Below are 24,184 nucleotides of genomic sequence, written 5' to 3'. Positions count from 1 at the left end.
GTCTACGTGCTACAGCACCTTTCCTTTCAACATGGATTGCGGCGTCTCACCCGCGCGTCCACCGCGTTTGTTGAAAGGGAATACCATGCCATCTGTCGCGATCGTCTACCATTCGGGCTACGGCCACACCAAGGTGCTTGCCGAGCGCGTACACAAGGGCGCTTCGTCCGTTGAAGGCGTCGACGCGCACCTCATCAACACGCAGGAAATGGGCGATTCCGAGTGGCAGACGCTGGATGATGCCACTGCCATCATTTTCGGCTCTCCCACCTATATGGGCACGGCTTCCGCGGGCTTTTCGGAATTCAAGGATGCCACGTCCAAGCGCTGGATGGAGGGCAAGTGGAAGAACAAGCTGGCCGCCGGGTTCACCAACTCCGGTTCGCTGACTGGCGAAAAGCAGTCCACTCTCATTCAGATGCAGGGCCTTGCGGCACAGCACATGATGGTGTGGATCAGCCTCGGCCTGATGCCCGGCAACAACTCGTCCACGGGCTCGTCCGATGACCTCAACCGCCTCGGCAGTGCCATCGGCGCCATGGCCCAGTCCAATGTCGACGAGGGTCCGGACGCGTGTCCGCCGGAAAGCGACCGCCTCACCGGCGAGCATCTGGGCAAGCGCGTGGCCGCCTTCTCAAAAACCTGGTCGCCGCCCGCCGACATCTGACCGGGGGCGAACGCGCCAGATTCTCTGGGGGCGGGCTGTGCGCAACTGCGTCTTGGGGCGTGTGGCTGCGCGGCCCGCCTGTTAAGGTGGCGCGCACACGAGAGGAGAGGCCATGGCCGGCAGCGTCAACAAAGTCATCTTGATCGGCAATCTGGGAGCCGATCCGGAAATCCGCCGCACGCAGGACGGCCGCCCCATCGCCAACCTGCGCATCGCGACCACAGAGAGCTGGCGCGACCGCACGTCCGGCGACAAGCGCGAGAAAACCGAGTGGCACCGCGTGGTCGTCTTCTCGGAAGGCCTCTGCCGCGTGATCGAGCAATACGTCAAAAAGGGCTCGAAGGTTTACATCGAAGGCGCGCTGCAAACCCGCGAGTGGGAAGACCAGCAGGGCCAGAAGCGCTTCACCACCGAGGTGGTGCTGCAGAATTTCGGCGGCGTCCTGCAAATGCTGGACAGCAGGCCCGGCGGTGGCGGCGGCGGTGATTATGACCGTGGCACCAGCGGCGGCGCCGGCGGCTCAAGCAATTATGGCGGCGGCGGTGGCGGCTATGGCGGCGGCGACCGCGGCGGTTCCGGCGGCGGCGGTGGGCGCCCTGCCCCGGCCGATGAACCCTACGACGACGATATCCCGTTCTGACACCAGCGTGCTTCACACCATCGAACAGCTTTCCGCTCCGGGCAAACCGGGGCGGCCGAACGAGGACGGCTGCGGCGCCGCCGGCGCCTATGCCTGGATCATCGACGGCGCCACCGGCCTAGCGGACGCGCCGCTGCTGGACGCGCCGAGCGATGCGGCCTGGCTGACCGCTGCCATCCACCTAGCCTTCACCGAGCATGCCGATGCGCCAACGCCGGATGCGCTGCTGGCGCGCGCCAACCGGGCCGTTGCGGCGCGCTTTGCGGCCGAGCGCATCCGCGCACCGGAGCATCGCTACGAAATTCCGGCCGCAGCCTTCCTTCTTGTGCGCGACAACGGCGACCACATCGAAATTGCGGAGCTCGGCGATTGCGCGACGATTGTGGCGGATGCGACCGGTTGCGCCCGTTATGGCGGCACCGAAGAAGGCCGGGCGCGAGAGCAGACCAACGCCGCCAGCATCATGCACGGCAGCTTCGAGCGCACGCCCGCGGTGCTGGCCAACCTGCGCGCCTCCCGCAACCAGGCCAATGCGCCGGGTGGCTTCCCGATCTTCGCCCCCGGCACCTGGGACGGGAAAGGCGCCCGGATTCACCGCCACCCCCTGGCCCCGACCGCCGACGCCCTGTTGATGACCGACGGCTATTTTGCTGCCGTGGTCGACTATGCCCTGTTCGATCCGCCCGGTCTGATGGCGGCGGCACAAGATGGGCTGGCCGGACCACTGGCGCAGATCCGCGCCACGGAAACCGCCGACGCCGACAACACGCGCTTCCCCCGGTTCAAGCAATCGGACGATGCGACGGCCTTGCTCGTGCGTTTTGATGGCGTTCAGGCATAATCTTCCAGGACGTGCGGCTGCTGCACACGGAAGAGGTCTGAAGTCATGATGTTCACCAAAGCGTCGCCTGTTGCCGCTTTTCTCGCGTTTCTCTTTTTGGCGCCACTGGGCGCGGAGGCTGCTTCATTGGCGCAAGGTGTTTACCAGATCGTGCCGGATCGCTCGATGGCACAGATCACCGTGTCCGGCGCACCGGGCCGGATTCGTGCGGAGGTGCCGTTCTCCGGGTCGCTGGTGGTCAGCGGCGGCGTCGTGACCGAAGTGACCACGCGGATGGACACGCGGGCGCTCAACACCCGCAGCCAGATGGCCGCCCGCCAGATGCGCGGGCCCAAGGGTTTCGATGTGGACAACCACCCTGCCGGCAGCTTCAGCGCCAGCCGGATCCGCCAGAACGGCGACGAGATCACCGTGGATGGCAACCTCACCATCAAGGGCGTGACGCTGCCGGCAACGTTTTCGGGGCGAATCGTGCGCTTCAACCAGCGGCGCATCCAGGCTGTCCTGGAGGGCACCATCGACCGCACGGCCTTCGGCGTAACGGCCGGCCGGCCGCTTTACGGGCGTTCCGCCGAGGTGCGGATGCACTTTGTGGCCCGTCGCCCCACCCGTTAAGCCGGTTTCTCTGGATGGCGGGGCCGCGGCGGTAGCATCTGACCGCACAATCGCATAAACAAGAATGTCTCCCGATCCATCGCAGGACTAAAGCTTCGTGAGCGACGAAAACGACAGCGGCGCGCCAGCCGGCGACGGCATTTCCGGCATTTCCATTACGGCGGAAATGGAGAAATCCTTCCTCGGCTACGCGATGAGCGTCATCGTCAGCCGCGCGCTGCCGGATGCGCGCGACGGCCTCAAGCCCGTACACCGGCGCATCCTCTATACGATGCACGAAAACGGGTACGAGTGGAATCGCACCTACAAGAAGTCGTCCCGCGTGGTCGGTGACGTCATGGGTAAATATCACCCCCATGGCGACTCGGCGATCTACGACGCGCTGGTGCGCATGGCGCAGCCCTTCTCGCTCCGCCTGCCGCTGGTGGATGGCCAGGGCAATTTCGGCTCGGTGGACGGCGATTCCCCCGCCGCCATGCGCTATACCGAGGTGCGGCTCGAAAAGGTCGCCAACTCGCTGCTGGAAGACATCGACAAGGACACGGTCGATTTTCAGGACAACTATGACGGGTCCGAGCGCGAGCCCGTGGTTCTGCCGGCGCGCTTTCCCAACCTTCTGGTCAATGGTGCAGGCGGCATCGCCGTTGGCATGGCGACCAACATCCCGCCCCACAATCTGGGCGAGATCATCGACGCCACCACCGCGCTGATCGACGATCCCGCCCTCACCATCGCCGACCTGATGGAGCACGTGCCGGGGCCGGACTTTCCCACCGGAGGCATCATTCTCGGCCGCTCCGGCATCCGCTCGGCCTACGAGATGGGCCGCGGCTCTGTGCTGATGCGCGGCAAGGTGCGCGTCGAAACGATGGCGAAGGAGCGTGAAGCCCTCGTCATCGACGAGATCCCCTACCAGGTGAACAAGGCCACCATGGTGGAGAAGATCGCCGATCTGGTGCGCGAAAAGCGCGTGGAAGGCATCTCGGACCTGCGCGACGAGTCCGACCGCGACGGCATGCGCGTCGTCATCGAGCTGAAGCGCGATGCCAACGCCGACGTGGTGCTCAACCAGCTCTACCGCTTCTCGCCGCTGCAAACCTCGTTCGGCTGCAACATGGTGGCGCTGAATGGCGGCCGCCCTGAGCAGCTGACCCTGAAGGACTTCCTCTCCGCCTTCATCGCCTTCCGCGAAGAAGTCATTGCCCGCCGCACCAAGTTCCTTCTCGGCAAGGCGCGGGACCGGGCGCACGTGTTGGTCGGCCTTGCGGTTGCCGTGGCAAACATCGACGAGGTGATCCGCCTCATCCGCACGTCGCCCGACCCCGCCACCGCCCGCGGCCTCCTCATGGATCGCGACTGGCCGGCGCACGACATGGGCCCGCTGATTGCGCTGATCGACGATCCGCGCCACCGCCTGTCCGAAGAAGGCACCATCCGCCTGTCCGAAGATCAGGCCCGCGCCATTCTCGACCTGCGCCTGCAGCGCCTCACCGCTCTCGGCCGGGACGAAATCGGCGACGAGCTGAAGAAGCTCGCCGAGCAGATCGCCGACTATCTCGACATCCTGCGCAGCCGCTCCCGCGTTCAGACCATCATCAAGGCCGAACTTGCCGCGGTGAAGGAAGAATTCGCGACGCCGCGCCGCACGGTGATTGCCGAAGGCGGCCCGGACCTTGAGGATGAAGACTTCATCAACCGCGAGGACATGGTGGTTACCGTGTCTCACGCCGGTTACATCAAGCGGGTTCCGCTCGACACCTACCGGGCGCAGCGCCGCGGCGGCAAGGGCCGCGCCGGTATGTCCACCCGCGACCAGGACTTTGTGACGCGGCTCTTCGTGGCCAACACCCACACCCCGGTGTTGTTCTTCTCGTCGCGCGGCATCGTCTACAAGGAAAAGGTGTGGCGCCTTCCGCAGGCCGCCCCGCAATCACGCGGCAAGTTCCTGTCCAACATCCTGCCCTTGCAGGAGGGCGAGCGGATCACCTCGATCCTGCCGCTGGTGGAGGACGAGGCGAGCTGGGGCAACTTCGACATCCTGTTCGCCACCGAAAAAGGCAATGTCCGCCGCAACAAGCTCTCCGACTTCACCAATGTGAACCGCGCCGGCAAGATTGCCATGAAGCTCGACGAGGGTGACGGCATTCTCGGTGTGCAGATTGCGACGCCGGAGCAGGATGTGCTCCTTACAACCGCCAGCGGTCAGGCGATCCGCTTCCCCATCACCGCACTGCGCGTGTTTGCGGGCCGCACCTCCACGGGTGTGCGCGGCATTTCTCTTGGCGACGGCGATCTGGTGATCTCCATGAGCATCCTCAACCACTTCGCCACCAACTCCGAAGAGCGCGCGGCGTACCTGAAGATGCGCCGTGCAGTTGCCGGCGAGACCGATGCGCCGCCTGAAGAAGGCGCGGAGGAAGAGAACGGCATCGTCGAGCTGGAGCGCTATGCGGCGATGAGCGCGTCGGAAGAGCATATTCTCACCGTTTCGCAGAACGGCTACGGCAAGCGGACATCCTCGTTCGAGTACCGGGTCACCTCGCGCGGCGGCAAGGGCATCCAGGCGATGGTGGTCAACGACCGGAACGGCCCGCTTGTGGCAAGCTTCCCGGTGGACGATACCGACCAGATCATGCTCGTCACCAATGGCGGGCAGCTGATCCGCGTTCCGGTGGACGGTGTGCGCACCGCCGGCCGCGCCACCCAGGGCGTGACGATCTTCAAGACCGGCGATGGCGAGAACGTCGTTTCGGTTGAACGGGTAACCGAAGAGGCCGAAGCCGACGACGCGCCGGAGATTGACGCGGACGGCAATATCGACGCCACGGAAGACGGTGCCGATGACACCGGCGCTGGCGACGACAACGGCTCATGACAAAAAGGCCGTGCGGGCTGCCTGCCCGCACGGCCTTTTTGAATTGCCCTGCCCTCAACATGAAAACAGCCCGCGAGTGCGGGCTGTTTTCATGTTGAGGCTTGTACTGCTGACCTAGTCGTAGCGGACGCGGGTCAAAACGGAGACGCCGTTCTCGCTGTCGTGCGCAGCCACGGTGTCGAATGCGGCGGCAATCCGGTCAGTGTGCGCAATGCAGCCGGCATCGCATGAGATGCGCGTGGTCATCCCGAGACGATCACCCTTCACACCAGCGACGGATGGGGCCTGGGTCATGGTGTTCGCTGCAAAGGCGCCGAAGACCAGGGCGGCACCGGCCACGGTAGCAACAACAGAGCTTTTGATGCGGAACGTTTTCATGACGCTTCCTTAATTTCCATCTTCTACACATGGTGCGCTTCGATCTTTGCGCAACACTCTGTGGATAACGGCGGAACAAATTTATCGTTCCGCGATTTTTTTTGTTGACTAAATCAGTTGGTAACGATGTCGCGGACGCGGACCAGATTGGTCTGGCCGGCGGCGCCATCGGTGTCCGTGAGGGTCACGAAGCGCACCGGGCCGGACTCGACACCCTCGGACCAGTTCAGGCATGCCGGCGTCAGGTTCGGCCAGGACTGCCCTTCGCAAAGCTCTTCACCGACCATGGCGAACCGGTCGGCCTTCGTGGCCGAAGCCTGATTGCCAGCCATGGTTCCTCCGAGGGTCGCGATGCCAACGATCGCGCCGGCAACGATGGTTGCAGAGATGGGCGTCAGGAGGCGGCGGTCGGAAGTCATGGGAAGCTCCGGTGTTGATACTGCGTTACACATCAAGTTAACGGCAGCTTCGAAAAACCTTAGTGATTCGCATCACAAAACTTCCGAAGCCTGGCAGGGAGACCAAGTTTGCTGCCACTTTCCGGGAAGATCGAAGAGGATCACCCTGGAGAGGGGCAGCGCGCTCCTGCACCGCCGATATTAATGAAATCGAATTCGACGTAAAAAAGTTCCCCAATTCACAGCTTAGTTTTTTTGGGAGCGCGTTAACGTTTTCAGGGGTTCGGCGTTAACTATTTGGAATTCGCAGGTGGAAGACCAGAATTCCAGCTGATTCGAACGAAGCTAGACTGTGCCCCGCCAGGCGGCCTTCTTTACCGAGGAATTGAAACCCGATGCGGATTGCTTTTTATCCGGGCTCATTCGACCCGATGACCAACGGCCATCTTGATGTTCTGAGCCGCGCTTTCACGCTGGCCGACCGTGTGGTGGTCGGGATCGGCGTCCATCCGGGCAAGACCCCGATGTTCTCGTTCGAGGAGCGCGAGGCGATGATCAGACAATCGCTCGAAGCGCACGCCGCATACGACAAGAACAGCCTTTCGGTGGTTTCGTTCCAGAACCTCGTCACCCAGGCCGCGGCCGATGCCGGCGCCAGCCTCCTGATCCGCGGGCTGCGCGACGGGACCGACCTCGACTACGAGATGCAGATGGCGGGTATGAACGGGGCTCTGGCGCCCAAGATATCCACCGTCTTCGTGCCGGCGTCCCCCGGTGTGCGCCATATTACGGCAACCCTCGTGCGACAGATCGCGAAGCTGGGTGGTCAAGTCGACGCTTTCGTGCCACCGCACGTGGCAACGATGCTGATTGAACGGACAGCAGCCTGAACCGCATCCGGGTTCGAGCCGTTGTCCATTCGATACCTCGACCCGAAAGGACGAAAAAAACATGATCAACCGTTTGCTCGCCGCTGCCGCCATGGCGATCTTCGCCAGCGCCCATGCCGCCGCACAGGACCCCGAAAACACGCTCATCCTCGAGCTGGAAGATGGCCCGGTCACCATCGAGCTTCTCCCCGAGGTCGCACCGAACCACGTCGACCGCATCAAGTCGCTCACGCGCGACGGCTTTTATGACGGTGTGGTCTTCCACCGTGTCATTCCGGGCTTCATGGCGCAGACCGGTGATCCCACGGGCACCGGCGCCGGCGGTTCCGACCTGCCGGACCTGAAGCAGGAGTTCAACGCCACCAAGCACGAGCGCGGCGTCGTCTCCATGGCCCGCACGTCGGACCCCAACAGCGCCAACTCGCAGTTCTTCATCATGTTCGACAAGACGCCGAGCCTCGACAATCAGTACACCGTGTTCGGCCGCGTGATTGACGGCATGGAAACGATCGACGGCCTGAACGCCGGCACGATGCAGAACAACGGTGCGGTCGCCAACCCGGACAAGATCGTCAAGGCGCGGATCGCATCCGACAGCTGACGTGACCGAAACCACCATCGAGACGGGCCCTCCCGGGGCCCGTCTCAGCGATTATGATTTCGAGCTGCCCGAGAGCCAGATTGCGCTGCGCCCCGCCGTGCCGCGCGACAGCGCCCGGCTGCTCGTCCATACGCCCGGCACACCGCTCGCCGATGCCCGCGTCCACGACCTTCCCAATTTTCTGCGCCCCGGTGACCGGCTCGTCGTCAACGACAGCCGCGTAATCCCTGCGCAGCTCACCGGCAGCCGCATCCGCGACGAGGGCACCGCCGGGATAGCCCTCACCCTCATCGAAAATCGCGGCGACGGCCGGTGGCACGCCTTCGCCAAGCCCGCCAAACGCGTGCGCACCGGCGACCGGCTCTCCTTTGCCGCGCCCGGCGGCGCCGTCGAGGGCGTTGTGGAAACCCGCGAAGGCCCCAGCGTGACGGTCGCCTTCACCGGCGACCCACTCACCGCAGGCGGGATGCCCCTGCCGCCCTACATCGCCGCCCGCCGTGCAGCCGACGCCCGCGACACCGACGATTATCAGACCGTGTACGCAGCACCGCCGGGCTCCGTTGCGGCTCCCACCGCCGGCCTCCACTTCACGCCGGGCCTGCTGGAAACCCTCGCCAACGCCGGCATCGCGATGACCCGCCTTACCCTCCACGTCGGCCCCGGCACCTTCCTGCCGGTGAGCGCCGACACCATGGACGGCCACAAGATGCACGCCGAATGGGGCGAGATCAGCGCCGCAAGCGTTGCCGAGATTGCGGCCACCAAGGCTGCTGGCGGGCGGATCGTTGCCGTGGGCACCACCGCGCTGCGGCTTCTGGAGTCCGCCGCAGCGGGCGGGACGCTGAAATCGTTTTCGGACGAAACCGCTCTCTTCATCCGCCCCCCGCACACCTTTCGTGTGGCAGACGGGCTGATGACCAATTTTCACCTGCCGCGCTCCACGCTTTTGATGCTGGTGGCGGCGTTCATCGGTTATCCGGCCATGCGGCGCGTCTACGATCATGCTCTCGGCGAGGGCTACCGCTTCTACTCCTACGGCGACTCGTCGCTCCTGTGGCGCACATGAGCTTTGCGCTTCTGGGCACCGACGGTGGCGCGCGTCGCGGCCGCGTCACCACCCCCCATGGCACGGTGGAAACACCCACATTCATGCCCGTGGGCACGCAAGGCACCGTCAAGGCGATGCAGCTGCGCGATGTCGCCACCACGGGCGCCGAGGTGGTGCTGGGCAACACCTATCATCTGATGCTGCGGCCCGGCGCAGACCGGGTCGCCGCTTTCGGCGGCCTTCACGGTTTCATGGGCTGGAATGGTACGATCCTCACGGATTCGGGCGGCTTTCAGGTCATGTCCCTCTCCGCATTGCGCAAGATCGACGACGACGGCGTCACCTTCAAAAGCCATGTGGACGGCTCCATGCACCGGCTGACGCCGGAAGAGGCGGTGTCGATCCAGCTCAGGCTCGGCGCCGACATCCAGATGCAGCTGGACGAGTGCGTTCGTTTGCCGGCAACGCCGGAGGCGATCGCGCGCTCCGTCACGCTCAGCCTGGAGTGGGCCGCCCGTGCCCGCCGCGCCTTTCTCGAGACCGTGCCCGACAAGCGGCTGCAATTTGCCATCGTGCAGGGCGGCACCGACCCCGCCGAGCGCGCGCGTTCCGCTGAGGGGCTGCTTGAGGTCGGCTTCGACGGCTACGCGGTGGGCGGCCTTGCCGTCGGCGAGCCGCAGGCCGAGATGTTCGGAACGCTGGACCACACCGTGCCGCACCTTCCGGCGGATCGACCACGCTACCTCATGGGCGTCGGCACCCCCGGCGACCTCCTCGGCTCCGTCGCCCGCGGCATCGACATGTTCGACTGCGTGATGCCGACCAGGGCCGGCCGCCACGGCGTCGCCTATACGCCAGAAGGCAAGCTCAACCTCAAGAACGCCCGCTTTGCCGACGACCACACCCCGCTCGACCCCAACAGCACCTGCCCTGCCGCGCGCGACTACACCCGCGGCTATCTCCACCATCTGGTGCGGGTCGGCGAACCGCTGGCCGCAACCCTTCTGTCCTGGAACAACATTGCATTTTATCAGGATCTGATGGCCGAGATGCGGGCGGCAATCGAAACCGGCACCTTTGCCGCGCTTTACGAGCGGCTGCGCCCGGTCTGGGGCTGAGGCGCCGGACGGTCAGATCAGAATGTCCGGCAGGAGCTGGCCGAGATTTGCGCCCTCCACGGCCAGCACATCGCCCGCGCCGAAATTGAACAACGCCGTGCTGCCATTCTGGCTGTGCGCGTTGATGAGCTGGGCCCGGTTGATGTTCAGCCCGCGCAGGTCAATGGTATCGTTCCAGCTGTTGTAGTCCTTGATCCGGTCGATGTCGTCGCCTCGGCCGAAGACGAAAAGGTCGTTGCCGAAGCCGCCGAACAAGACATCGTTGCCGCCACCGCCATTCAGGTAGTCGGCGCCATTGTCGCCGAACAGGCGGTCGCTGCCGAACCCGCCATACAGTCTGTCATTCAGGTCGCCGCCCCGCAGAAGGTCGTTGTTGCCGCCGCCGTAGAGCTGGTCGAAGCCGTTCTCGCCGTAGAGGACGTCGTTACCGGGCTGGCCGAATATTGCATCATTGCCGCTGCCGCCCAGTAACAGGTCGTTGCCAAGTTCGCCGAGGATCCGGTCGGCGTGCCTCCCGCCCGAGAGATGATCGCTGCCGCTCCCACCCCACAGGGTGTTGAGGCCCTCGTCGTCCATGATGGTGTCGTTCCCGGATCCGCCGAAGAGAAGGTCGTTGCCGGGTCCGCCTTCGATCTGGTCGTTGCCGCTGCTGGCCACCACGGTGTCGTTGCCATAACCACCTTCGACGCTGTCATCGCCGTCACCGGGGGACAGCAGGTCGTTGAAATTGTCGCCAAAAAGCTCGTCGACGCCCGGACCACCCACCAGCGTGTCATTTCCGGCGGAGCCGTAGAGGGTGTCGCGGTCGAGGCCGCCAATCAGGAGATCGTCGCCGACACCGCCATTCAGCGTATCGTTGCCCTGCCCCCCCTCCATGGTGTCCCTGTCCCGGTTGCCAAACATCGCGTCTGCGCCGTTGCCGCCAACCATTCTGTCGTTGCCGGTATCGCCGAGCATGAAATCATTGCCGGAGCCGCCGAAGAGCAGGTCGTTGCCCGCCTGCCCGTTGAGGAGGTCGTCGCCATTGTGTCCGTCAAGACGGTCCGCCCCCTGCGCGCCGTAGAGGCGGTCCGCGCCGTCCCAGCCCTCCAGCCGGTCGTTCCCGTCATTGCCGACGAGAAAGTCGTTGCCGCCATTGCCCTGCAACAGATCTTCGCCTGAACCGCCGTGGATCACATCGTTGCCGTACCCGCCGATCAGCACGTCGAACCCGTCCTGACCGCTGATGGTGTCGTTGCCGCTATCGCCATAAAGGCTGTCGCGGCTCGCACCGCCGGACAGCCGGTCGTTCCCGGCACCGCCGAAGGCGCGGTCGGGCTGGTTGGCCCCGATGAAGTGGTCATCGCCCGCCCCAAGGTCCGCCAGTGCGGCGACAAACCCCGCGGCGTAGTTCTGCAGCGTGTCGTTGCCGGCGCCCAGAACGACGCGCCCCGCAATCCGCCCCGAATTGCCGACCACCTCATTGCCGACGCCCCCCTCAAGGGCGACGGCGCCATTGCCGGACGCATGAATGACACCGTGGTTGACGAAGCGGGCGGACTGGCCCTCCTGGGTGCCAAGGCTCACGGTGGGATCGTCCGCCGCCGACATGGTCCCGCGGTTGACGAAGTTCAGTCCGCGCAGGCCGTTGGTCTCCAGCGCGCCATAGGTCCCGTGGACCGCCCCGTAATTGATGACCGTGGTGTCCCGTCCCACCAGCCGGATGCCCACGTCCGTGGACGTGATCGTGCCGCGGTTCACGAGATCGTTTTCGTGGCCGTTGATGTAGACCGTGGACAGGCCTCCCTCCAGCCGGCCGTCGTTCACCGCATTGTTGCGGTTTCCCCCGATGAACAGCGCGTTGGTGCGGCCGATCACGGTGCCGCTGTTGGTAATGTCGTTGATCTGGCCGGTGAATGTCAGCGCGTTGGCGAAGGTGGAGCTGATCGTGCCTTCGTTGGAGAAAACGTTGGCGGACCCGGCCATGTAGACAGAGATCGAGGCCGACGAGATCTGCGCGCCCTTCATGACGCCGACCGTGTTCCGGCCGATCCCGCTGACATCGAACGCGCTATATCCGGTCGAAGTCAGCGAACCATGCACCTCGTAGGTGTTCCGGTTGTGCGAATCGGCGCGCACCGCGGACGAAGCCGCCGTGATGGTGGTCGTATCGTCGAAGATGTAATGGGTGGAGCTGGCGGTGACCTCGTAGCCGGGCACGTCTGACGCGAAGACGGTGCGCGTGCCACTGATCCGAACGGTATCCATGAAAAAAGGCCCGCGATGTGAATTGAAACACAGCGCAGGCCTGATGTCGGAAGGACCACGCTACACAGCACCGTGTGTAGCGTGCGCAACCCGTTGGTGCGTTTAGCCCCGCTTGCGGGGCAAGCCCGGCGCCATGTAGCGCGCGCTGGGGCCAAGCGCTTCTTCGATGCGCAGGAGCTGGTTGTATTTCGCCGTCCGGTCGGAGCGGGCGAGCGAGCCGGTCTTGATCTGGCCGCAGCCGGTGGCAACGGCAAGGTCGGCGATGGTCACGTCTTCGGTTTCGCCCGAGCGGTGGCTCATCACGGCGCGGTAGCCTGCCCGGTGGGCCATGTCGACGGCATCCAGCGTTTCGGTCAGCGTGCCGATCTGGTTGACCTTGACGAGGATCGCGTTGCCAACGCCCATGTCGATCCCCTGACCGAGACGCTTTGAGTTGGTGACGAAGAGATCGTCGCCGACCAGCTGGCAGCGGTCGCCCACGCGGTCGGTCAGCATCTTCCAGCCGTCCCAGTCGTCCTCGCCCATGCCGTCCTCGATGGAGAGGATCGGGTAGGCGTCGACCAGCTCGGCAAGGTAGTCGACCATCTTGGCGGGCTGGAGCGTGCGCTGCTCGCCTTCGAGGCGGTACTGGCCGTCGGCCACGTACTCCGTGGCGGCGCAGTCGAGCGCGATCATCACGTCGGTGCCCATGTTGACGCCGGCGGAGGCACCCGCCTCCATCACGAAGTCGAGCGCAGCGCGGGCGGACGGCAGGTTTGGCGCAAAACCGCCCTCATCGCCGACATTGGTGTTGTGCCCGGCGGCCTTGAGCTTGGACTTCAGCGCGTGGAAGATTTCCGCGCCGGCGCGCAGCGCCTCGGCAAAGCTGTCATAACCGACAGGCATCACCATGAATTCCTGGAAGTCGATCGGGTTGTCCGCGTGGGCGCCGCCGTTGAGGATGTTCATCATCGGCACAGGCAGGATGGTGGCGTTGACGCCGCCGACATAGCGGTAGAGCGGCAGGTCGGCGGCAATGGCCGACGCCTTGGCAACAGCCAGCGAGACGCCGAGGATGGCGTTGGCGCCGAGGCGGCCCTTGTTTTCGGTGCCGTCCAGCGAAATCATCAGCTCGTCGATGTGGCGCTGGCGCTCGGCTTCGAGGCCGGAAAGGGCGTCGAACAGCTCGCCGTTGACGGCGTCGACGGCGTCGCGAACGCCCTTGCCGCTGTAGCGGTCGCCGCCGTCGCGCTTCTCGACGGCTTCGTAGGCGCCGGTGGACGCGCCGGAGGGAACGGCGGCCCGGCCGAGCGATCCGTCCTCGAGCAGAACGTCGACTTCGACAGTGGGGTTGCCGCGGCTGTCCAGAATTTCCCGGGCAACAATGTCGATAATGGCAGTCAAGGGGAGGCTCCCGTCAGTGGGGTCGTGTCAGAGCGATAGGGGCTGTGCGTTGCCCCACCATGGCCGCGGTGTCGAGAACCCGGCGACGCGCACGCTGTGCAAACGTGCTCGGCGTGTCGGCGGCCATCTCGTCAAGGAAGTGGCGCACCTTGTCGAAGTGGGCGTCCCAGGTGGGCGCGGCGTAGGCTTGGGCGCGGGCAAGGGCTGCAGCCCGGCGTGCTGACTTCGCGCCTGCATATTCGCAGATGGCCGCGCGCCAGCCCGGCCCGTCCAGCGGGTCGATGAGTTCGGCGGCCTCGCCGGCAATCTCGCGGAACACCGGAATGTCGGACGCGATCACCGGGGTGTCCACGGCAAGTGCCTCGGTGACCGGCAGACCGAAGCCTTCCACGAAAGAGGGCATCAACAGCGCGGTCGCGTCGCGGCGGAGGAGATGGAGCGTCTGGTCGGAGACGGCGCCCGCCTCGTATACGAACGGCCGCAGCTCGCGCGCACGGTCCAGCACGGCCAGCGGCGTCTGCGCTTCCCAGCCGCGCTTGCCCGCGATGATGAGCCTTGGCGTCCTGGACCCCATCTCGTCCACCATCCGGCGCCACACGTTGAGGAGCAGCATGTGGTTCTTGCGCGCCTCGATGGTGGAGATCACCAGGAAATACGGCATCCCCGCGAAGCTGGGGCACCCGGCCGGCAGGTTCGGCTCGTCGGTCCCCAGATGGGCGACGGTCACCTTCGGATTGAACGGCTGGAGATAGGGTGCGAGACGCCCGGCGCTGTAGTGGGAAATCGAGATGATCCCGTCGGCCAGTCTCGCCATGTTGCTGACGCGGGCGGCACAAGTTTGCGCGGCCTTCGGGCGGACGAACTCCGGAAAGTCGAGCGGGATCGTGTCGTAGGTCATCACGACGATCTTCACGCCCGCAGCCTTCAGCTTCTCGAACGGAGCCGGGTTTTCCAGGCGGTCGCCCGATGCACGCAGGTAGATGACGGACTGGCGCCCGCTGGCGGCGCGGCGCAGGACCGGCTGCAGCGGATCGTGCGCAAAGGAGGCCGCCATCTGCTGCGCCCAGGAGGCGATGGGGTTGGCGCCTTCCGCCTTTGCCCGGTGCGCGCTGCGGCGAAGGCGCCGTTCTTCGGGCGAAAGGTGCCCGAGTTTCGGCGCCGGCGGCGCACCGCGCCCGGACAGGAAGCGGCTGATGTTGTCGACCGAAACGCCGGACGAGAACCCTTCGGCGCCTTCGGACCACGTCCGCGACTGACGCTCGAGAAATGCATTGACCGACGCATCGGGCACGAGGCGGATGGACGACGACAGGGTCGCCACGAACTTAACTTCAATATCAGATAACGAAGTCAACCATTTAGCATAATGGAACTCTACGCGCTCGATGCCCGTTGGAGCAGCACGGCCTGTCGCGCTCAAAAGGCGCGTCAAATCAAAGAGGACTAACGGACGGTTCACACGCAACGACCCTGCTTTACCGAATAGGCAGAAGCGTCATACACGCGTCTGTGAAAAAAACCCAACCTGCAGGGGAACCCAGTTGACCATCACACCACTCGAAATTCCTGAAGTGTTGCTAATTCAACCACGCCGCTTCGGGGACGACCGCGGCTGGTTCGAAGAAACATGGAACAGGAAGACCCTCGCAGCGGAAGGGGTGGATATGGAATTTGTCCAGGATAATCAAAGCCTTTCGCGCTCTGTCGGGACCATTCGCGGGCTGCATTTTCAAGCCCCGCCCTTCGCCCAGGCCAAGCTGGTGCGGGTCGCGCAAGGCCGGATCCACGACTTCGCGGTCGATATTCGTCGCAGCTCGCCCACATACGGCAAATGGGTCGGTGCCGAACTCTCTGCAGAAAACGGGACGCAGCTTCTCGTGCCGCAGGGGTTTGCGCACGCATTCGTGACGCGCGAGCCGGACACCGTGGTGTGCTACAAGGTCGATGGATTCTACGATAAGGCCAGCGAGGGCGGTATTCGTTTCGACGATCCCGATCTCGCGATCGACTGGGGCGTCCCGCAATCCGATGTCATCCTCTCCGACAAGGACCTCACCCTCGGCCGCCTTGCCGACCTTCCCGCCATCTTTGACTGAGAAGACGGCCCCTCCCGCGCACGCCCTCGACGCTTTCCCCGAACCGCCCCTCCTTGACCCGCTGATCGAGATTGCAGGCGCCACGCTGGTGTTCCCGACGGACGCAGCGTGGCTGACGGTCTGTCTCGACTTGCCCCGCGGCACATATCGCCTGTCGCTGGCACTCGAGGCGGTGGCCATCCATACGCTGGACGCAAAGGAAGCGGCCGTCCGGGTCGAGGTGGAGACTGCGGCCGGCTGGGTTCCGCTCCCGATGCGCGGCGTCGGCTGGGCGCTGGAGGCGGTGTTCACGCTGGATGCGCCGCTTCGCGCCATGCGTCTGATGCCCCAGGGCAGCACCCGGCTTCAGGTGAGCCGGTTTGAGGTAGCGCCGGCCCCGCCCTGGGAGCCGCTCCTGCCCGATTGGCAGGTCGGCCCGCTTCGCCTCCCCCACACCCAGCGGTCCGCCCTTGCCCCGCATGGCGGCAGTTCGACGCAGGCGGCACTGCCGGGCTGGCCTCCTTCGGTGCGCATCGGCCGATATGAGGGCATAGGGTTCGACGGTCATTTCCTGGAGATGGCGCCAGGTGGTGCGCTCAGCCTGTCTTTCGATACGCCGATCGGGCCCGGCCGCGTCCGCTTCGAGGCCGATTTTACGGGCGGTGACACAATTGCCTGGGTCGCGCCTTTTCTGTTTGCGGCGAATGCTGAGCCCAATGACCATCCGCTCGGCCGCTTCCGCCGCCGCACCGGGGCTCGCTACCGGGCCGAGATCACGCTGACGCAGCCGGTGCAGGAACTGGTGCTCCAGCCGCGGCAGGAGCGCGGCGGTGTTGCAATCCATGCGCTTACCATCCGGCCCGTCCCCCCGGCAGTCCGCGTGCTTTCGCTCGGCAGGGACGGGCTTTCTGCCGCGCGGCGCCAAGCCGGCCGGCTGGTGGACCACTGGCTGGACACTGGCCCCGGCCGCGACGGGGCATTGCGCAAGGCTCTGCGCGGGGCGGGTGAGACTGCCTGGCGGGAAAGGCGCCACATTCAACAATCTGGCGCAGCGGATAAGGCCCCTGCCGAAACGCCAGCCTCGCCGCCACCCCCGACAGCCACCGCAATAGCCGAAACGCCGACAGTCTCGGTCGTAACCGCAACGCGCGACGCACCGCACCACATCCAGCGCTACCTCGAAACCATTGCGCAGACTGACTGGCCGGCACTCGACGTGGTGCTGGTGGACAACGGAACCACCGACCCGGCAGCCCTCGACGCGCTGGCAAAGGCCGAAGCGCGCGGCATGACAGTTTTGCGCGACAGGCGCCCTTTCAATTTCGCCGCCCTCAGCAACCTTGGCGCCGCTGCAAGCCGGGGAGATCTCCTGATCTTCGCCAACAACGATCTGGAATTCACCGACCCCGGCTGGCTGCGCGCCATGGTGAGCGCCCTGCGCAACCCCGCCGTGGGCGTGGCGGGTGCGCTGCTCCACTACCCTGACGGGCGGGTCCAGCACGCCGGCATCACGCTGGCTGGCGAGGCCCGCGTGCGGCACACGGAACGCTTTGCCCCCGGTCGCAGCGCGGGCTACGCCGGTCGCCGCAACCGTGTCACCGAAACCGTTGCGGTCACCGGCGCGCTGCTCGGGGTTTCCCGTTCCCTGTTCGAAACACTTGGCGGATTTCGCGCAGAGCGCTATCCCGTCCTTTACAACGACGTCGACCTTTGCCTCCGGGCCCGGCGCCTTGGCTTAAGCAGCGTTCTGGTGGGAACGGCCCGCGCCGTTCATCACGAGTCCATCTCCATCGGCCCACGGCAGACAGACAACCCGTTTGCCCGCGGCGGACCCGTCTGGCGGATGGAGCGCGCCGTGGAGGCCGACCGGTTCCGCGAGGACTGGGCCGCATGGCTTGACAACGACCCGTGTTACCCCGCGGCGTGTGATCCACTCGAGGCGGACTTTCTGAAAACTGTCTGACCGCTCGATTGTTTGAAAGACCTGTATGGCAACGACGACACTTTCGGGGACATTCGTCGCACAATCGCGGATCATCTGGACCGTGGCGACGCGTCTCCTGCAGCTGAAGACCCGGGAATCCCCGCTCGGCGTGTTTTCCAGCCTGATCGAACCGTTGGCGATGATCCTGATGATGACCCTCGTCTTCAGCACCATCCGCATGCGCGTGCCGCAGGCCGGTGACTATCTGATGCTGTTTTTCATGACCGGCATCATCGCCATCAACGTGTTCAAGCAGGGCCAGATGGCCGGGGAGCAAGGCTACATGAGGCTGCGCCGCGTGCTCGGCCTGCCGCATGTTCGCCCCATCGATTTGATGGTCAGCGGGATCTTCACCAACACCCTGGTGATGATCTCCCTGTTCCTGGGCATGACCGTGTTTTTCTGTGTCGTTTACGATGCGCCGTGGCCGCAGAACCTCATGCTGTCGCTGGCAGCGCCTGTCTGCAACTCGTTCATCGCGCTTGGATTTGCATCGCTCAACGCCGTGATCAAAACCTGGTTCAAGTTCTGGGGGGTGATCTGGTCGACGGTTACAATGCCGCTCGCCATCTGCTCAGGCATGTTCTACACGGCAGAATCGATGCCGCTCAGCGTTCAGAAGATTTTGTTCTACAATCCGATCCTGCATTCTACTGAATTTGTCCGAAGCGTATACTTCGAAGACTACAACAGCGGCTTCTTCAGCCCGGCATACTATTTCAGCTGGGTGATCGGCGCCCTTGTTTTAGGGTTGCTTCTGGAACGAACGTTCCGCTACAGGCTTCTAAACGTGAAGCAATAGCGCCCCGCATAAATGCCGGGATGCCAATAAAATATTGGAGACGCGTCACATGAAGCCTGTGCGCAAGGCGGTCCTCCCGGTTGCGGGGCTTGGGACACGGTTCCTCCCCGCCACCAAGGCAATGCCGAAGGAAATGCTGACGGTGGTCGACCGTCCCGTTCTGCAGTACGTGGTCGACGAAGCCCGCGAGGCCGGGATCGAGCAGTTCATTTTCGTCACCGGCCGCAACAAGGGTGTGATCGAAGACCACTTCGATCACGCCTTCGAGCTGGAAGACACGCTGGAAAAGCGCGGCAAGACCGGCCCGCTGGAACACCTGCGGCGCGAGTTGCCGGAGGCCGGCAATGTGTCGTTCACACGCCAGCAGGCGCCTCTCGGCCTTGGCCACGCGGTGTGGTGCGCCCGCCATCTGGTGGGCGACGAGCCCTTCGCCCTCCTCCTGCCTGACGTCATCATCAAGGCCGAGCGCGGCTGCATGGCCCAGATGATGGACGTCTACAACGAGCATGGCGGCAACGTGATTGCCGTCGAAGAGGTGCCGGAAGAAAGCACCGATCAGTACGGTGTCGTCGAGATCGACGGTTCCGGCGACGTCTTCGACGTGACCGGCATGGTGGAAAAGCCCAAGGCCGGCACCGCGCCGTCCAACCTCATCATCACCGGCCGCTACATCCTGCAGCCCAAGATCTTCGGCATGCTTGAGAATCAGGAAAAGGGCGCCGGCGGCGAAATCCAGATTACCGATTCCATGCTCCGCCTCATGCAGAACGAAGGCTTCAAGGGGCTGCGCTTCAACGGCACGACCTATGATTGCGGATCGAAGATCGGCTTCCTTGGCGCCAACGTCGCCTTTGGCCTCGACCGGGACGACCTCGGCCCGCAGCTGCGCGAGCTTGCCGCCAACCTGATGAAATGACTGCCGCGGCCGCAGCAGTCGCCCCTGCGGCGCTGCGGCCCTTCCATCTGCCTCCGCTTGCGCTACGCTTTGTTTCTGCGCCGGGTGGCCTCTGTCTGGCTTCGCCCGGACCGTCCGAGATGGAGCATGTCATGAAACGACCGTTCGTTGCGCTGGCGCTCACGGCGTCATTCGCCCTCTCCGCATTGTTCACGGCTCTGCCGGCCAGCGCCGATCCGCAGGCGGTGAAGGAGACGATTTCGCGGCAGCTGGCCGCCTTCCGTGCCGGCGACGCGGAGGCGGCCTATGCGCTGGCTGCCCCCCAGATCAAACGGATGTTCCCGAGCGCGGAGCGGTTCATCACCATGGTGCGCCGCGGTTATCCTGCGGTCTATGGTGCCGGCGCGCCCGTGTTCCTGCGCACGCAGGAGATCGACACCACCCACTTCGCGCAGGAAGTCGCTCTGACCGACAGCGAAGGCGCGGCCTGGACCGCGCTCTACACCCTTGCCCTGCAAGAAGACGGTTCGTGGCAGATCAGCGGTTGCTATCTGAAAAAAGCGACAGGCCAGAGCATATGAATTGCACAGAAGCGGCGCACGACGGTTGACGCGCCGCCCGATCCGGCTTACTTCCCCGGCTCTCAAGGGCGTGTAGCTCAGTTGGTAGAGCAGCTGACTCTTAATCAGCGGGTCCACGGTTCGAGCCCGTGCACGCCCACCACACCCTTTCAATGACTTAGTCTTAAAACTGGCGTCATACTTTCCTAGAGCGTTTCGCGATCGGTCCGGGTCATAGCCGGCGGCGCGAAAGCGAGCTGGGGCCTCATTGGGTGTGACGGGGTCGAGAACCTCACCAATGCGGTCCCGAAGGTCGGTGACGGTGCGCTCCACCGCCTTTCGCAAGATCAGATCTTGAGAATGATTGTCCGTCGTCAGAACATTTGGCGCAGGTCGGGGCGTAGATAAGCGGAGTGTCGGCCTCGTCTGATGATTGATGTTGGGCGGCGAGCTTGCGGTGCTGCAAACGCCGATGTTCGATGGTCTGTCGCTTGATCTTCTCACGCTGCTTGATGATGGTAGCGGCCGTGCCGAAGTCGGCATCGGCGGGTGTCACGTTGTCCAGGCTCTCGTGGGACCGCCGGTCATTGTAGTGCGCGACGAAGGCTGCGAACCGGCATTCGAGGTCGCCGGGCAGGAAGTCGTTTTCCAGCAGGATGCGGTTCTTCATGGTCTGGTGCCAGCGCTCGATCTTGCCCTGGGTCTGGGGGTGGAAGGGCGCACCGCGCACATGCTTCATCTTGTGGGCCTCGATGTAATTGTCGAGATCGCTGGCGATGGTGCAAGGCCATTATCTGGCAGCAGGCGTGGCCTGTGGTTCACGTGTCCCCGATCGCAGCCCGATGCCGCGAGCGCCGTGTCCAGTATATTGGTCACGTCCTCGGCCCGCATCGTGCGGCACAGCTTCCATGCAATGATGCAGCGGGAGAAGTCATCGAGCACGGTCGAGAGGTACATCCAGCCCCAGCGGATGATCTTGAAGCAGGTGAAATCGGTCTGCCACATCTCGTTCGGTCGGGTGGTCCGGGGGTGGAAGCGATCCGCGGCCTTGATCACCACACAGGCAGGGCGGGTGATCAGATCACGGGCCTTCAACAGGCCGTAAACCGTTGCTTCCGACACGAAGTAGCGCTGCTCGTCGGTGAACCGCACCGCCAGCTCCCGGGGCGACAGGTCGGACTGCTCCAGCGCTGCGCTTGATGATCTGGTCATGGATTTCAGCCGGGATACGGTTCCATACCCGGCCGGGTGCCGATGGCCGATCTTCCAGCGCTTCGGGACCGCTCTCGACGTAGCGGTCATACCAGTCGCAGAAAGTTTGGCGCGGGATACCCAATTGCGCCAGCGTCTTGCGCGCCGGCAGGTGGGACTGCTCGACGATCCTGATAATCTCGAGTTTCTGGGTTCCGGGATACCTCATGCGTCGTCGCCCCCATCCGCGCTCCTGCTTTTGCGGAGCAGGCGGTTCTCGAGCGTCAGGTCGGCGGCGCATTCCTTCAGCCCGCTGGGCTCGCGGCGCAGATCCTTCACCTCGTCGGTCGTAGCGGCACGGGCGGTGTCACCGGCAAGCCGGCGTTTGCCCGCCTCCATGAATTCCGTCGACCAGGTGTGATACAGGCTCTGGGCAATGCCTTCCTTGCGGCAGAGCTCGGCGAAGGTGTCCTTCGCCGCATAGGCCGTCGAGCACGATCCGGATCTTGTCTTCCGCCGAGAAGTGCGCTGGGTCGCCCGACGAATGCCTTTTACCACCTGCTCCGCAGGCTTTTTGGTGTTCGAGGGTTTGGGCCGCGCTGACATCCTCAAGGATGATGCGCAGATTATCCACGGAGACGACCGTGTCGCCCCGCGGGAGTTCGCGGATCCATAGATCGTCAAAATCGATGTCGAAGTCTTGCAGGCTGATGTTGTCGATGATCGGATCAAGATCGCGGATCTTGTCCTGCCCATCGTTCCGGTCGAACCTCAAAACGTCGGCACCTTCACCGCCGTCGAGGACGTCATCGCCTTTCCCGCCGAAGATCAAGTCGTAGCCGGTTCCGCCCCTGAGGGTATCAGATCCGCTGCCGCCGAGCAGTTTGTCGCTGCCCTGCTGGCCGAGCAAGACGTCGTCGCCTTGCTCGCCTCGCAGGACATCGTTGTCCCACCCACCGATCAGAAGGTCGTTCTGGCCGCCGCCGAAGAGTGAATCTGGGCCTCGGTCGCCGTAAATGGGGTCATTGCCGTGGTCGCCGTAGAGCCTGTCAGCGCGATCTTCGCCATAAAGGCGATCCGCGTCCCGGCCTCCGCTTATCGTATCATCTCCGTTGCCGCCCTTGATCGTATCCGCGCCTTTGTTGCCAAAAAGCTCGTCACTATGGTCGTCGCCATAAATTGGATACTCTCCTGCGCCACCTTATATGACGTCGTCCCTCCTGCCGCCAACATCGTATCATCCCCGGCTCGGCCGACGAGCGTGTCGCTTTTACGCCCCCCCCCCCTCCCACGCGATAGTCATCGGCCGCCGTGCCCAATAGTTGCAGCTCTTCGCGCGGTGCAGGCCTGTCGGTCATCGGGGAATAGTAATAATACGGGTTCTTGACGTCGATCCCAACACTGCTCTCGATCGTCTCCCCGCTGGCGATCGCCTTGCTGACGGTCAAAGCGGAAGCATTCGGGGTTTCGCGAAAGTCGTTCGCCGCGCCAGCGGCGCCAGCCGGCGTGAGCGAGATTCGGCCCGCCTCGTCGATTGCGAAGAACCCGTCCTCGTTGCCTGCCACGATCCGAAACCCCGCCCCCCCCGAACCCGGACAGCACCATGCCTATGGTGTAGCCGGCCTCCTGGTGCGCGGGGTAAAGGAAGCTCGCGTCCTGCGGGTGAAAGCCGAAGACGACGAATCTCCGACCTCCGCTCGACCACGGCTCACCGATGATGAGGTCGCCAATGCCGTCGTTGTTGAGGTCCCCCGCACTCTATGCGGAGAATCCGCTGCGGCCGAATTCGCCGACCGGATCGGGACGGAAGCCGTTGGTGCCATCCAAGTCACTGAGCGAAAAGAAAGACGGGAAGCCGCCTGCATGACCGAAGACGACATAACTCGCGCCAGCCTCGTCATATTCCAGGCCGCGCGCGTTGTAGGCTCCGATGATGACATCGTCGAAACTGTCGTTATTGATGTCGCCCGCGCCGGCGACTGCGTATCCGCTGTAGTCGGACGGATCGACGCCATCGACACGGAAGCCGTTAAAGTTGTCGAGATCAGAAAGTTTCATACTCGAAACCTTTTGCGTGCGCGGGGCGCACGAACGAAACAATAATAGCAGACGCATTAAATGACAGGGTAATTTTCTTCATTATATTGCTTTTCAGCGACTATCTAGGTGTTCAGTCCCGGGATTTGATGGATTGGATCAAGTTTGGATTTGTCGGGGTCGATTGCCCATCTTTGGCAGACGAACTCGTAGGTGTGAGGCCCTTGAGGGTCTTGAGACGACGGCCGTAGTTGTAGGCGGCGATGAAGTCGTCGAGGTGCCGCCTAAGCTGCTCCTGATCGTCGTGGTGGAAGCGCTTGGCGGTGGCGTCTTTGATGGTCCGGTTCATCCGCAGGGCCTGGCCGTTGGTCCACGGATGATTAATCTTGGTGAACCGGTGCTCGATGCCGTGGTCGCGGCACCCCATCGCGAACATGTGCGTCATCTGTTGGCGCTGGAGGCAGCGGTGGAGAGATGAACGGGTGAGGTGCGGGATCGTCGGCTGGAGCGCATAGAGGCAGTCGTCCAGCGGCAGCAGAGTGCGCCGACGATCGCCGCGTCCTCGGCCGACAGAACCGTGGACTTTGCCTCTCGTGGCCCCGCCGGCCAGTCCTTGCCTGAGCCACGTTTCTTCCATTTGGCGACGGTCTTCTGGTTGATCCCGTAGCGTTTTGGCGAGAACCCTTCAGGCTCTCTTGACTATCTTGTATTGGTCGACAGATCGCCTCTGTCGTCGTGGCGCTCCCGTGTAGAACACGTCCCACAGCGCATCCTTCCGTTCCTGCGAAAAGACTGCACCATCAAAGTCCGGGACGAAACACCTAGGCGCGGGACGGAGACGTGATCATCGTCACCAAGTACGACCGCTTCGCACGCTCGCCTCCGGGCCCCTGCCCGGTCGACCGACACGCAGCCGTTGCGTGACGAGGAGGAGCGACG

20 protein-coding genes, 1 tRNA gene and 4 pseudogenes are annotated in these 24,184 nt (G+C 64.1%); 15 read left to right on the top strand and 10 right to left on the bottom strand.

Annotation, left to right across the window (positions count from 1 at the left end; all coding sequences use genetic code 11):
- Positions 1-85 precede the first annotated feature (85 nt).
- The 5 genes from RDV64_RS12915 (at position 86) to gyrA (ending at position 5,638) form a co-directional block, all read left to right on the top strand.
- Positions 86-667 carry a flavodoxin family protein gene (locus RDV64_RS12915; protein WP_309195333.1) on the top strand — a complete coding sequence of 194 codons (582 nt, stop codon included), beginning with the start codon at positions 86-88 and terminating at the stop codon, positions 665-667.
- Between the two features lie 112 nt (positions 668-779).
- Complete coding sequence (locus RDV64_RS12910; protein ID WP_309195332.1) at positions 780-1,307, top strand: single-stranded DNA-binding protein; 528 nt, start codon at positions 780-782, stop codon at positions 1,305-1,307.
- Positions 1,198-2,148, top strand: coding sequence for a protein phosphatase 2C domain-containing protein (locus tag RDV64_RS12905; RefSeq protein ID WP_309195331.1), 951 nt, complete (start codon positions 1,198-1,200; stop codon positions 2,146-2,148). Before RDV64_RS12910 ends, RDV64_RS12905 begins: the two co-directional genes overlap by 110 nt.
- 126 nt (positions 2,149-2,274) lie before the next feature.
- Positions 2,275-2,763: a YceI family protein gene (locus tag RDV64_RS12900; RefSeq protein ID WP_309195330.1), complete on the top strand. Its 489-nt coding sequence runs from the start codon at positions 2,275-2,277 to the stop codon at positions 2,761-2,763.
- Positions 2,764-2,860: 97 nt separating this feature from the next.
- Positions 2,861-5,638 (top strand): DNA gyrase subunit A, encoded by a 2,778-nt coding sequence (gene gyrA / locus RDV64_RS12895; protein ID WP_309195329.1) that lies wholly within the window; start codon positions 2,861-2,863, stop codon positions 5,636-5,638.
- Between the two features lie 114 nt (positions 5,639-5,752).
- Here gyrA and RDV64_RS12890 read toward each other — a convergent pair whose 3' ends face one another.
- Together RDV64_RS12890 and RDV64_RS12885 are read right to left on the bottom strand one after the other, a co-directional pair.
- On the bottom strand, positions 5,753-6,016 hold the full coding sequence (locus RDV64_RS12890; protein ID WP_309195328.1) for a hypothetical protein: 264 nt from the start codon (positions 6,014-6,016) through the stop codon (positions 5,753-5,755).
- Between the two features lie 113 nt (positions 6,017-6,129).
- Entirely contained in the window at positions 6,130-6,435 is a 306-nt protein-coding gene (locus tag RDV64_RS12885; RefSeq protein ID WP_309195327.1) for a hypothetical protein, read from the bottom strand.
- Positions 6,436-6,809: 374 nt separating this feature from the next.
- Between RDV64_RS12885 and coaD the strand changes: the two genes are divergently transcribed.
- The 4 genes from coaD to tgt all read left to right on the top strand — a co-directional run bounded on the left by coaD (position 6,810) and on the right by tgt (position 10,071).
- Positions 6,810-7,304 (top strand): pantetheine-phosphate adenylyltransferase, encoded by a 495-nt coding sequence (gene coaD / locus RDV64_RS12880; RefSeq protein ID WP_309195326.1) that lies wholly within the window; start codon positions 6,810-6,812, stop codon positions 7,302-7,304.
- Positions 7,305-7,365: 61 nt separating this feature from the next.
- Positions 7,366-7,905, top strand: coding sequence for a peptidylprolyl isomerase (locus RDV64_RS12875; RefSeq protein ID WP_309195325.1), 540 nt, complete (start codon positions 7,366-7,368; stop codon positions 7,903-7,905).
- Position 7,906: 1 nt separating this feature from the next.
- Positions 7,907-8,971 (top strand): tRNA preQ1(34) S-adenosylmethionine ribosyltransferase-isomerase QueA, encoded by a 1,065-nt coding sequence (gene queA, locus RDV64_RS12870; protein ID WP_309195324.1) that lies wholly within the window; start codon positions 7,907-7,909, stop codon positions 8,969-8,971.
- Positions 8,968-10,071: a tRNA guanosine(34) transglycosylase Tgt gene (gene tgt, locus RDV64_RS12865; RefSeq protein WP_309195323.1), complete on the top strand. Its 1,104-nt coding sequence runs from the start codon at positions 8,968-8,970 to the stop codon at positions 10,069-10,071. The genes queA and tgt overlap by 4 nt, the downstream gene beginning before the upstream one ends.
- A 12-nt stretch (positions 10,072-10,083) precedes the next feature.
- On the opposite strand, the gene RDV64_RS12860 is transcribed toward tgt, so the two are convergent.
- From RDV64_RS12860 to RDV64_RS12850, 3 genes are all read right to left on the bottom strand, one after another.
- On the bottom strand, positions 10,084-12,318 hold the full coding sequence (locus tag RDV64_RS12860) for a calcium-binding protein (protein ID WP_309195322.1): 2,235 nt from the start codon (positions 12,316-12,318) through the stop codon (positions 10,084-10,086).
- A 102-nt stretch (positions 12,319-12,420) separates the two neighbouring features.
- Positions 12,421-13,701 carry a phosphopyruvate hydratase gene (gene eno / locus RDV64_RS12855; RefSeq protein WP_309195321.1) on the bottom strand — a complete coding sequence of 427 codons (1,281 nt, stop codon included), beginning with the start codon at positions 13,699-13,701 and terminating at the stop codon, positions 12,421-12,423.
- 13 nt (positions 13,702-13,714) lie between these two features.
- Positions 13,715-15,022: a glycosyltransferase family 1 protein gene (locus tag RDV64_RS12850; RefSeq protein ID WP_309195320.1), complete on the bottom strand. Its 1,308-nt coding sequence runs from the start codon at positions 15,020-15,022 to the stop codon at positions 13,715-13,717.
- 220 nt (positions 15,023-15,242) lie between these two features.
- Between RDV64_RS12850 and rfbC the strand changes: the two genes are divergently transcribed.
- From rfbC to RDV64_RS12820, 6 genes are all read left to right on the top strand, one after another.
- Entirely contained in the window at positions 15,243-15,797 is a 555-nt protein-coding gene (gene rfbC / locus RDV64_RS12845; RefSeq protein WP_309195319.1) for a dTDP-4-dehydrorhamnose 3,5-epimerase, read from the top strand.
- The gene (locus tag RDV64_RS12840) at positions 15,790-17,739 is read left to right on the top strand and encodes a glycosyltransferase (protein ID WP_309195318.1); all 1,950 of its coding nucleotides are present in this window, start codon (positions 15,790-15,792) and stop codon (positions 17,737-17,739) included. The genes rfbC and RDV64_RS12840 overlap by 8 nt, the downstream gene beginning before the upstream one ends.
- A gap of 25 nt (positions 17,740-17,764) precedes the next feature.
- Positions 17,765-18,562 (top strand): ABC transporter permease, encoded by a 798-nt coding sequence (locus RDV64_RS12835; protein WP_309195317.1) that lies wholly within the window; start codon positions 17,765-17,767, stop codon positions 18,560-18,562.
- Between the two features lie 49 nt (positions 18,563-18,611).
- Positions 18,612-19,478 carry a UTP--glucose-1-phosphate uridylyltransferase GalU gene (gene galU / locus RDV64_RS12830; protein WP_309195316.1) on the top strand — a complete coding sequence of 289 codons (867 nt, stop codon included), beginning with the start codon at positions 18,612-18,614 and terminating at the stop codon, positions 19,476-19,478.
- Between the two features lie 131 nt (positions 19,479-19,609).
- A complete protein-coding gene (locus tag RDV64_RS12825) occupies positions 19,610-20,038 on the top strand; it encodes a DUF4864 domain-containing protein (protein ID WP_309195315.1) in 429 nt (142 codons plus the stop codon).
- A gap of 66 nt (positions 20,039-20,104) precedes the next feature.
- Positions 20,105-20,180 (top strand) — tRNA-Lys (locus RDV64_RS12820).
- Positions 20,181-20,459: 279 nt separating this feature from the next.
- Here RDV64_RS12820 and RDV64_RS12815 read toward each other — a convergent pair.
- From RDV64_RS12815 to RDV64_RS12800, 5 genes and pseudogenes are all read right to left on the bottom strand, one after another.
- A pseudogene (locus RDV64_RS12815) lies at positions 20,460-21,814 on the bottom strand (IS3 family transposase); the annotation flags it as partial.
- A 214-nt stretch (positions 21,815-22,028) separates the two neighbouring features.
- A pseudogene (locus RDV64_RS23865) lies at positions 22,029-22,388 on the bottom strand (calcium-binding protein); the annotation flags it as partial.
- Positions 22,389-22,507: 119 nt separating this feature from the next.
- Positions 22,508-22,960: pseudogene (locus tag RDV64_RS23860) on the bottom strand (hypothetical protein); the annotation flags it as partial.
- Positions 22,961-22,966: 6 nt separating this feature from the next.
- On the bottom strand, positions 22,967-23,266 hold the full coding sequence (locus tag RDV64_RS12805; RefSeq protein WP_309195313.1) for an integrin alpha: 300 nt from the start codon (positions 23,264-23,266) through the stop codon (positions 22,967-22,969).
- Positions 23,267-23,370: 104 nt separating this feature from the next.
- Positions 23,371-24,009, bottom strand: a pseudogene (locus RDV64_RS12800) (integrase core domain-containing protein).
- Positions 24,010-24,184: the final 175 nt, after the last annotated feature.

Source organism: Acuticoccus sp. MNP-M23 (assembly GCF_031195445.1).
GTDB lineage: Bacteria > Pseudomonadota > Alphaproteobacteria > Rhizobiales > Amorphaceae > Acuticoccus.
Note: the sequence above shows the minus strand (reverse complement) of the source record. Positions and strands in the feature narration are given on the sequence as shown.